The organism is Flavobacterium sp. (genome assembly GCF_035760125.1).
In the GTDB taxonomy this organism is placed as follows: Bacteria; Bacteroidota; Bacteroidia; order Flavobacteriales; family Flavobacteriaceae; genus Flavobacterium.
Genome location: NZ_DASTTN010000504.1, coordinates 1 through 10,131 on the forward strand (window position 1 = coordinate 1; position 10,131 = coordinate 10,131).

The window sequence follows — 10,131 nt, forward strand, 5'->3', positions numbered from 1 at the left end:
AGGCATGCACTTCATGAATCCGGTGCCAATTATGAAACTAGTGGAAATCATTCGTGGTTATAATACTAGCGATGAAGTGACAAATATCATCATGAAGTTATCTGAAAAATTAGGTAAAGTTCCGGTAGAAGTAAACGATTACCCAGGTTTTGTTGCCAATAGAATTCTGATGCCAATGATTAATGAAGCAATCGAAACCTTATATAACAAAGTAGCGGGTGTTTATGAAATTGACACTGTTATGAAACTAGGAATGGGGCATCCGATGGGACCATTACAACTAGCTGATTTTATTGGTCTTGATGTATGTCTTGCGATATTAAATGTAATGTATGACGGTTTCAAAAACCCAAAATACGCTCCTTGTCCGTTATTGGTAAATATGGTGAGAGCAGGGAAATTGGGAGTAAAATCGGGTGAAGGTTTTTATGATTATACCGAAAGTAAAAAAGCGGAAAAGATTTCAAAACAGTTTGTTTAATCTTTAATAAATCAGTGTCATGTCCATCCAACAAAACCTCCTCGATATAAAATCGACTCTTCCGGAACATGTTACTTTGGTAGCGGTTTCCAAAACCAAACCCGTTCCTGATTTGATGGAAGCTTATAATGCTGGTCAACGCGTTTTTGGCGAAAACAAAATTCAGGAAATGGTCGATAAATGGGAACAAATGCCCAAAGATATAGAATGGCACATGATTGGACATGTACAAACAAATAAGGTCAAATTTATGGCTCCTTTCGTGAGTTTGATTCACGGGGTGGACAGTTTGAAATTATTGGAAGAAATCAATAAACAAGCCTTAAAAAACAATCGAGTTATTGACTGTTTACTACAAATACACATAGCTGAAGAAGAATCAAAATTCGGACTTGACGAAGAAGAACTGTCAGCGCTCCTATCTTCAACTACTTTTAAAGAAATGAAAAACATCCGAATTGTTGGTTTGATGGGAATGGCAACTTTTACAGATAATCAAAACCAAATCAAAAAGGAATTCACGCATTTGAAATCTATTTTTGATGATTATAAAAATCTGAAATCTGACCCGAGCCTAAAAGACGAACAGGCGAAGCAAATCTGTAATCTAAAATCTATTTCCATGGGAATGTCAGGCGATTATCAATTAGCAATTGAGTGTGGCAGTACAATGGTTCGGATTGGAAGTAGTATCTTTGGAGGACGATAAAAGATTTTTGATCTCAGACAATAAACTGATTACTAAAAACTGAATACTGAATTTTGTACGCAATACTCGACATAGAAACCACTGGAGGACAATTCAACGAAGAAGGGATTACGGAGATTGCTATCTATAAATATGATGGGCACGAAATCGTAGATCAGTTTATCAGCTTAATCAACCCAGAAATCCCCATTCAGCCTTTTGTTGTCAAACTTACAGGTATAAACAATGAAATGCTTCGTAGCGCTCCAAAGTTTTTTGAAGTAGCCAAACGCATTATCGAAATGACAAACGACTGCGTACTTGTGGCGCACAATGCTTCTTTCGACTATCGAATTCTCCGCACTGAGTTTCGTCGCCTCGGATATGATTTCAACATCAAAACCCTCTGCACTGTAGAATTATCTCAACGTCTATTACCAGAACAACCTTCACATAGCTTAGGAAAATTAGTTCGAGCATTAGGAATTCCTATGGCTGACAGGCACAGAGCCAGTGGTGATGCTATGGCAACAGTCAAACTTTTCAAGATGCTTTTGGATAAAGACCTTGAAAAAACCATTACAAAAGAGCTTATCAAATTTGAAGTTATCAAAGGGGTCTCTCCAAAATTATTGGACATTATCGAAAGCCTCCCTTCCAAAACTGGAATTTACTATATCCATAAGGAAGACGGCACCATCATATTTATTGGACAAAGCAAAAACATTAAAAAAAGAGTCAATCAGCATTTTACAGGCATAACCCGAAGTTCAAAGAAAATCCAAGCCGAAGTATTCACTGTAACATTTGAGGAAACAGGAAGCGAATTGATTGCACTATTGAAAGAATCAGAGGAAATAAAGAAAAACAGTCCCATTTATAACCGAATGGCACGCAAAAACACTTTGTCCTGGGCTATTTATGCCGAAAAAGACCCAAATGGATATTTAAATTTAAAACTTCAAAAAGCCGATGGCCGTAAAAAAGAAATAACTGCATTTGCCAACCAACAGGAAGGAAAAGGCGCCCTGAATCGTATTACTGTCAGCTATCAGTTATGTCCAAAACTTACTAGTCTTTCCAATTCAAAAACTCCTTGCGCCCAACATGAAAACAATCAATGTGATGGCGCTTGTATCGGAAAAATAACTCCCGAGGAATACAATTCAAGGGTTCAGGTTTTCATCAACAAAAACCTTTTCGACAACAAAAACATGATTATCATTGACAAAGGGAGAAAAACAGGAGAACATAGCGCAATATTAATTGAAAAAGGAGTATGTAAAGGATATGCATTTTATGATTTAAATTATCAAATCATTAACCCCGAAATCTTAAAAAACATCCTTGTCCCCATACCAAATAATAGAAACACCAGAACTTATATTCAAGGTTATTTGAGAAAACACAGGGTAATGAAAATTATTAATTTCTAATCCCAAATAAATTTCAAAAGCAAAATAATTAGAAGCTAATCCAGCTGTACACTGCAACTCCTCATTATTTCAGCAGTTTTTCTAAGGCATAAAAGGAGCTTCTTTCAGTCGCTCTTTTATACCAAGAAAAACAAACTGCAATAACTCCGGGGTTTCCGTTACCATCTGGGCTAACAAAAAAACATGAAGTACTTAATTACCATAGTCGGGCCTACGGCAATAGGAAAAACAGCCTTGAGCATCAATCTGGCCAATCACTATAATTGCGAAATTGTTTCCTGCGACAGCCGACAGTTTTTCAAAGAAATGACCATTGGAACAGCGGTACCCAGTTCAGAAGAATTGGCATCAGCAAAACACCATTTTATTCAAAACAAATCCATTTTTGACAATTATACCGTAGGTGATTTTGAAAAAGAAGCACTTTTAAAAATAGAAGAGTTATTCCAAAACAATGATTACGTAGTGCTTGTTGGCGGTTCTGGATTGTATGTAGATGCAATTTTAAAGGGCTTCGACGAATTCCCATCAATCGATTCCTCCATTCGGGAAAAAGTAAATTTAAATTATGAAAATCTAGGAATTGAATATTTACAACAACAGTTAGAAACACTCGACTCGTTATATTTTCAAAAAATTATTTCCGAAAATCCACAAACATTACAAAACCCGCAACGTATGATGCGATTTGTGGAAGTTTGTCTTGGAACCGGAAAACCCTATTCTTCGTTTTTAAACCAAAAGAAAAACAATCGAAATTTTACACCTATCATCATTGGCCTTGAAGCCGACAGGAACGTGATTTACGAAAGAATAAACCAACGAGTAGACATTATGCTCAATCAGGGACTTTTGACGGAGGCACAAGCTTTATATCAACACAAAGAATTAAATGCCCTTCAGACGGTTGGGTATCGAGAATTATTCAGTTATTTTGACGGTGAATTTACTTTGCTTTTTGCAGTTGAAGAAATCAAAAAAAACACTCGTCGATTTTCAAAACGCCAACTCACTTGGTTCAAACGTAAAGAAAACACCAAATGGTTTGATTATCAAACCAACCGAAAAGATATCATTGAATACATTAACAGCTTTATTTCCAAATAAAGAATTAAACATTTCACAAAATGCCAATAGATCCAAATTTCACTTCCATTTTGAGTAAAGACTGGGAAATCAATTTTACCCAATGCACCCCAAATGGTTATTTAAAATATACTGACTTATGTAATCTGTTGCAATTAACAGCAGCGGCCCATTCCGAAGTGGGAGGAATTAGCTTTACCGATATGCAGGAATTCAACCAAGCTTGGGTTTTGAGCAGAATGAGAGTAGAAATTAGAGAACTACCAAAATGGAGAGACGTTGTAACCGTAAAAACCTGGATTAATTCCCTAGAAAATTCCCGTTCTGTACGTGCGCTCGAAATGCATGTCAACGGTAAAAAAATAGTAGGATCCGAAACCTTTTGGGCAGTTTTCAATACCGAAGCCCGCAGACCGGAACCTTTGGCACTTCCCTACCAGCATTTTGAATTGTATGCTGAAAATAGAGCCACAGAGATGGGTTTCTCAAAAATAAATCTACCTCAAGAAAAAGAAGAAATTTTTGAAAGAACCGTTTCCTTATCCGATTTAGACATTGTCAATCATGCCAATAATGTAAAATATTTGGAATGGTGTTTGGATTTAGTAGATGAAAACAAAATACTTTCCCAACAAGTAAAAAGCTTTGAGATGAACTTTTTAAAAGAACTCTCACTAAAAGACAAAGTTATCATTCATGAATGTATAAATGATAGCGATATTGTTTTTAGTATCACCAAAGAAGACAAAACATGCTTTGCTTTGCAACTCAATTGGAAATAAAAAAAGCTTCGATTAATTTCGAAGCTTTTTTTATGAATTAACAAGACCTAATTATTTGCCTTTCACAACTAATCTGAATCCTTCACCGTGAATGTTTAAAATTTCAACATCCTCGTCTTGTTTTAAATACTTTCTTAGTTTGGCGATGTAAACATCCATACTTCTAGAAGTAAAATAGTTATCATCTCTCCATATCTTTGTTAAAGCCAATTCTCTTGGCATCAAATCATTTTCATGTAAAATTAACATTTTAAGAAGTTCATTCTCTTTTGGAGACAACTTAATAGGTTCTTCGTTATTAAAAGTTAAGAAACGAAGTTTTGAATTAAGATGAAACTTACCAACATTAAATTCAAATTGAACCGCTTCTGTTTTCACATCAGATGCTTTTCTTTGAATGATAGCTTTAATTTTCATCAATAAAACCTCAGAATCAAAAGGTTTATTCAAATAATCATCTGCACCTGCTTTATATCCTTTCAACACATCCTCTTTCATAGACTTTGCAGTAAGGAAAATAATAGGAACATCGTTATTTTTTTCTCTTATTTCTTTTGCTAAAGTATACCCATCTTTGTATGGCATCATCACATCAAGGATGCATAAATCATAGGAATCCTTTTTGAATTTTTCAAAACCTTCCATACCATTCTTAGCCAAAACAACATCAAAATCATTTAGCATTAAATAGTCTTTTAGAACTGCACCAAAATTAAGGTCATCTTCTACTAATAGTATTTTTTTATTTGTGTTTTCCATACTCTAATTTATTAAAGGTAATTTTATAATGAAGGTACTTCCTTTTCCCTTTTCACTTTCTACATATACTTGACCATTATGGTCTTCTACAATTCTTTTTACATAAGCAAGACCCAAACCATGTCCTTTCACGTTATGTATATCTCCGGTATGTTCTCTATAAAATTTTTCAAAAATCTTTTTTTGAGCAATTTTACTCATACCCACGCCATTATCTTTTATTTTAATAAGAACCATGTCCTTAATATTTTCTGTATAAATGTCAATTTTAGGAATACCAGGCGTATATTTTATGGCATTTTCCAAAATATTGACTATTACATTAGTAAAGTGAACATCATTCAGTAAAACTGTTTTTCTGATAGCTCCAAAATGAATATCGATAGTTCCTTCTCTATCTTCTAAAATCAAATTAACGTGCTCGATAGCATCATTTATAACTTCTTCAATATCACTTGATTCCTTTATGATATTTAATTCTTTCTTTTCTAATTTAGAAATCCTTAATACATTTTCTACTTGGGCATGCATTCGTTTATTTTCGTCCCGAATCATTTCGAGGTATTTAAACACTTTCTCTTTGTCTTCAATGATCTTCGGATTTCTAATAGCATCCAAAGCTAGATTTATTGTGGCAATTGGTGTTTTAAACTCATGCGTCATATTATTGATAAAATCGGTTTTAATCTCCGAAATTTGTCTTTGACGAATCAACTGATTTAAAGCGGTAGTATAAGCGATTATAATAATTAACGTAAATATGATGGACAAAATCGTAATACTTACCAATTCAGACAGTAAAAATTTCTTTTTATGTGGAAAATAAACTAACAATTTATATTTTTCATTTCCCTCATTATCAGTAAAAACTGGAATAGAATAAGTAGCATCCTGAACATACATAAAGTTATCAGATTTTACTTTAGTTTGTATTCCATTACTTAAAATTCCAAACTCAAATTTGGTTTTTACACCATATTCTTCTAATTCCTTTTTTATAATCTCCCTTAAAACTTCCTTTGAAATTCTTTCCTGAAGAGGCATTGCAGAAGCAATATCTTTAAAGAAAATCTCAAATTGAGCATTATCCAATATGTCTAAATTACCCGATTTTTCATATCTCGCATCTGGAATTAAACTTTGCTGTATGCCAGAATTATCAAGGTTATTCTTGTTATAAACCTCAGTTACTCTCCTAGAATTGAAGTTTTTAAAACTTTCAGTATCAAATTTTTTATCAAAAAGTCCAGATGAAATTTTAAAATCTTCAGATATTATACTATTCGAGTAAATGATAGTTTGATTAGTCTTTGGATTTTTTTGAACATAATAAAATTCTAATAAGTCATCCCTCCTAGGAACTTTACCAGTACTATCTTTATAATGATTGTATTTATCATAAAAACTATAAGCTTCTCGATTCTGCAGTTTTTCAGCAACATTTCCTATTACCTGCTTAACATGAAACTTAAATTGTTCATCATTATTCTTAAACGAAGTATTAAACCAATATACCTGCACAAGAATTATCCCGATCAAGGATAAACTCATTAACAATACAAGTAATCTAAAAAATAATTTATTCATTCAAGCAAAATTAGTATTTTAACAATATAGTAAATAAAGCATTAACCAAAGATTAACATTTAAGAGTTCATTTGTTTAATTCTTAAAAAATTAAGAATTTTAACAATTTCTAGCTTTATCGCCTCCATACTAGTGTTTTTAACAATAAAATCACTTTTTGATGATTTTTCCTCATCATTCCACTGATTTTTTATTCTTTCCAGAACTTTTTCTCGAGTTGTTTTATCTCTTTCTATAACTCTTTGAATTCTAATTTCAAGAGGTGCCACGACATTTACAATATAATCACACTCTTTATAACTGCCACTTTCAAATAAAATTGCACTTTCGTAAATAACAAATGGATTATTTTGATGTTCTAAAAGCCATTCTCTGAAATGTTGTTTCACTGCGGGATGAACGATACTGTTTAGCTTTACTAATCTTTTGTCATCATTAAAAACGATTTCGGATAATTTATCCCTAAGCAAAACACCATTATCAAAAACTGAACTTCCAAATTCTTCTTTGATTTGATTCAAAACAGACTCAGATTGCATCAATTTTTTGGCCTCCAGATCTGTAATGTAAACAGGAATTCCAAGAGATGAAAATTCATTGGCTACGGTAGTTTTACCGCTCCCTATTCCTCCAGTTAAACCAATTATTTTAGTCATACTATATTTTAAAAAACAATTCTGGAAAAGCTTCTTTTGGGTCTTGCTTTAAAATTATTACTTTAACATAAGACTTTAAAAATCCAATTCCATATCCATAAAACTGTTTCCAAACTGCAATAATGGATAAATAGCCAATTTTAATACTTTTATTCTGAATAGAAGATAACAAAAATAATGCCAAAAAGTAGCCAAAATAAAATTTAAGCAGAATATCTTGATTAAAGATCAATAATACTAAAGATACAAAAAATCCTATTATAAAAAACGTTGGGAAGAAAAAAGTTAATTTATTATATTCTGGATACCAGCTATTTAGAATTGGCCTAGCTTTACCAAACTTATTTACTTGCACAGAAAATTTTCCCCAATCAATTCTTCTTTTGTGATAAACAAATGCATTCGAAAAAAGTCGGGTTTCAAAACCTAAGTTCCACAAACGGATAGACAAATCAGGATCTTCACCCGGGTGAATATTACCGAAGCCTTTGGATGCTTCAAATGCCCTACGAGAAATCCCCATGTTAAAACTTCTGGGTTGAAATTTTCCTATTTTTTCCGAGCCCCCTCTAATTCCACCTGTAGTAAGAAAAGAGGTCATTGCAAAATTAATAGCCTTTTGAATATCCGAAAAACTATCCAAAGCTTTATCAGGACCACCAAAACAATCCACATAATCTTCCTGTAAGGCTTTTTCAACTTCATTCAAATAATTACTAGGTATAATGCAATCTGAGTCGAAAATGATATAATAATCCCCTCTGGCCTTATTCATTCCGTAGTTTCTGGAATCACCTGGACCTGAATTTTCTTTGTAGTAGTACGAAATATCTAATCTATCACCATATTTTTGAGCAACGTCTTGACATCGAATTGTAGAACCATCCTCTATCAATACAATTTCAAAAATTTCTTCATAAGTTGATTTTGCTAAACTTTCTAATAATTCATCTACTTCATCAGGGCGATTATAAACGGGAATGATCAATGAAAACAACATAATAGTAATTTGATTATTATTTTTTAATTCGTTTAATTTAAATTTCTGGCAAAGGTACTCTTTATCAATAAAAAAACCATCAAATAAATAATGATGGTTTTTTACACTACAAGTATCTTTATCTCCCTATTCAAACATTTCCATTACTTCTTGACTAACTCCCATATTGGAGAATCCTCCATCATGCAATAAGTTTTGCAAAGTCACTTTTCTAGTCAAATCCGAAAACATAACGACTATATAATCTGCACATTCTGCTGCTGTTGCATTACCTAGAGGAGACATTTTATCTGCGAAAGCGATAAACCCTCCAAATCCTTTAACTCCCTGTCCAGCTCTAGTGGCAGTTGGAGATTGCGAAATAGTATTCACTCTCACTTTTTTGTCCCTTCCAAAGAAATACCCAAAACTACGTGCAACGGATTCTAGAAAAGCCTTATTATCAGCCATGTCATTATAATCTGGAAAAACACGCTGTGCTGCCATATAAGACAACGCGATGATACTGCCCCATTCATTCATCGCATCTTTTTTATACAATACTTGCATTAGCTTATGAAACGAAACTGCTGAAACATTCCATCCTTTTTCGGTAAATTCATAATTTTGGTTCGTATAATGATTTCCTTTTCGAACATTGACAGACATTCCAATAGAATGCAAAACAAAATCAATTTTACCTCCAAGAATTTCAACCGCTTTATCAACCAGTATTTCTAAATCGGCAACTGAAGTTGCATCAGCAGGAATAATTTGACAACCAATTTTTTCTGCCAATGAATCAATATTTCCCAATCGCATTGCCGCTGGAGCATTTGTTAAAACAAAAGCTCCTCCTTCTTCGTGAATACGTTCGGCAGTTTTCCAAGCGATTGAATTTTCATCCAAAGCACCAAAAATAATTCCTCTTTTTCCTTTTAATAAATTATACATAAAATGATATTTTAAAATTATACTATAAACCTGTGATTGTATTATTTCTTTTTTCAGATGATTGCAAAAAAGCAAAAATCCTAACTCCTAGCCCCGATTGAAATGGAAATCTCCCGATTTAGAAAAAAAAGGCTTTTTTGCCGTAGTTTTTTCTTTATCGGGAATTGCAACGGAAAGCGGGACTATATTTCCTAAAATGCAAAAACTTTCTGCTCCAAAATTAATCAATTGAACACAGTCCATAAAAAAACACCTTATTCTCTTGACTTAAACCATCAAGTAATAAAGTGTTTTTGAAAATTATAAATATTGTTTGCTAATTACCCAATACTTGGAATAGCAACCATTTCGTTTGTGTCTGCTTTGTAATCAACACCATCAAATCCAAAACCAAACAGATTGTAGAAATCACTTCTGTATCCTTCTAAATCTCCTAATTCAGCTAGATTCTCAGTTGTAGCTTCCAACCAAAGTTTTGCTACTTGAGCCTGAACGTCCTCACGCATTTCCCAATCATCAATGCGGATTCTTCCTTTTTCATCAGTAATCATTGGCTCTCCCGTATATAATCTTTGTTGGTACAAACGTTGAATTTGTTCGATACATCCCTCATGAATTCCTTTTTCTTTCATTATTTTATACAATAAAGAAATATACAATGGAATAACCGGAATAGCAGAACTTGCTTGGGTTACCAAAGCTTTATTTACAGAAACATAAGCT

At 33.1% G+C, this 10,131-nt stretch carries 10 protein-coding genes and 1 pseudogene; 5 read left to right on the forward strand and 6 right to left on the reverse strand.

The features are described from left to right. From VFS71_RS18080 to VFS71_RS18100, 5 genes are all read left to right on the forward strand, one after another. Positions 1–481 (forward strand): 3-hydroxyacyl-CoA dehydrogenase family protein (locus VFS71_RS18080; protein WP_326403020.1); only part of this gene is annotated, 481 nt, incomplete at its 5' end. A 19-nt stretch (positions 482–500) separates the two neighbouring features. After that, complete coding sequence (locus VFS71_RS18085; protein ID WP_326403021.1) at positions 501–1,190, forward strand: YggS family pyridoxal phosphate-dependent enzyme; 690 nt, start codon at positions 501–503, stop codon at positions 1,188–1,190. 53 nt (positions 1,191–1,243) lie between these two features. After that, positions 1,244–2,605 (forward strand): exonuclease domain-containing protein, encoded by a 1,362-nt coding sequence (locus VFS71_RS18090; RefSeq protein WP_326403022.1) that lies wholly within the window; start codon positions 1,244–1,246, stop codon positions 2,603–2,605. A 183-nt stretch (positions 2,606–2,788) separates the two neighbouring features. Further along, positions 2,789–3,712 (forward strand): tRNA (adenosine(37)-N6)-dimethylallyltransferase MiaA, encoded by a 924-nt coding sequence (gene miaA, locus VFS71_RS18095; protein ID WP_326403023.1) that lies wholly within the window; start codon positions 2,789–2,791, stop codon positions 3,710–3,712. Between the two features lie 20 nt (positions 3,713–3,732). Further along, entirely contained in the window at positions 3,733–4,473 is a 741-nt protein-coding gene (locus VFS71_RS18100; RefSeq protein ID WP_326403024.1) for an acyl-[acyl-carrier-protein] thioesterase, read from the forward strand. A 51-nt stretch (positions 4,474–4,524) separates the two neighbouring features. Here VFS71_RS18100 and VFS71_RS18105 read toward each other — a convergent pair whose 3' ends face one another. The 6 genes and pseudogenes from VFS71_RS18105 to VFS71_RS18130 all read right to left on the reverse strand — a co-directional run. Continuing rightward, on the reverse strand, positions 4,525–5,232 hold the full coding sequence (locus VFS71_RS18105; RefSeq protein ID WP_077373802.1) for a response regulator transcription factor: 708 nt from the start codon (positions 5,230–5,232) through the stop codon (positions 4,525–4,527). Between the two features lie 3 nt (positions 5,233–5,235). Next, entirely contained in the window at positions 5,236–6,819 is a 1,584-nt protein-coding gene (locus VFS71_RS18110) for a HAMP domain-containing sensor histidine kinase (RefSeq protein ID WP_326403025.1), read from the reverse strand. A 59-nt stretch (positions 6,820–6,878) separates the two neighbouring features. Further along, positions 6,879–7,475, reverse strand: coding sequence for a dephospho-CoA kinase (gene coaE, locus VFS71_RS18115; protein ID WP_326403026.1), 597 nt, complete (start codon positions 7,473–7,475; stop codon positions 6,879–6,881). 1 nt (position 7,476) lies between these two features. Beyond that, positions 7,477–8,475, reverse strand: coding sequence for a glycosyltransferase (locus VFS71_RS18120; protein ID WP_326403027.1), 999 nt, complete (start codon positions 8,473–8,475; stop codon positions 7,477–7,479). Between the two features lie 126 nt (positions 8,476–8,601). Beyond that, the gene (locus tag VFS71_RS18125; RefSeq protein WP_326403029.1) at positions 8,602–9,408 is read right to left on the reverse strand and encodes an enoyl-ACP reductase FabI; all 807 of its coding nucleotides are present in this window, start codon (positions 9,406–9,408) and stop codon (positions 8,602–8,604) included. Between the two features lie 320 nt (positions 9,409–9,728). Beyond that, positions 9,729–10,131, reverse strand: a pseudogene (locus VFS71_RS18130) (bifunctional NADH-specific enoyl-ACP reductase/trans-2-enoyl-CoA reductase); the annotation flags it as partial.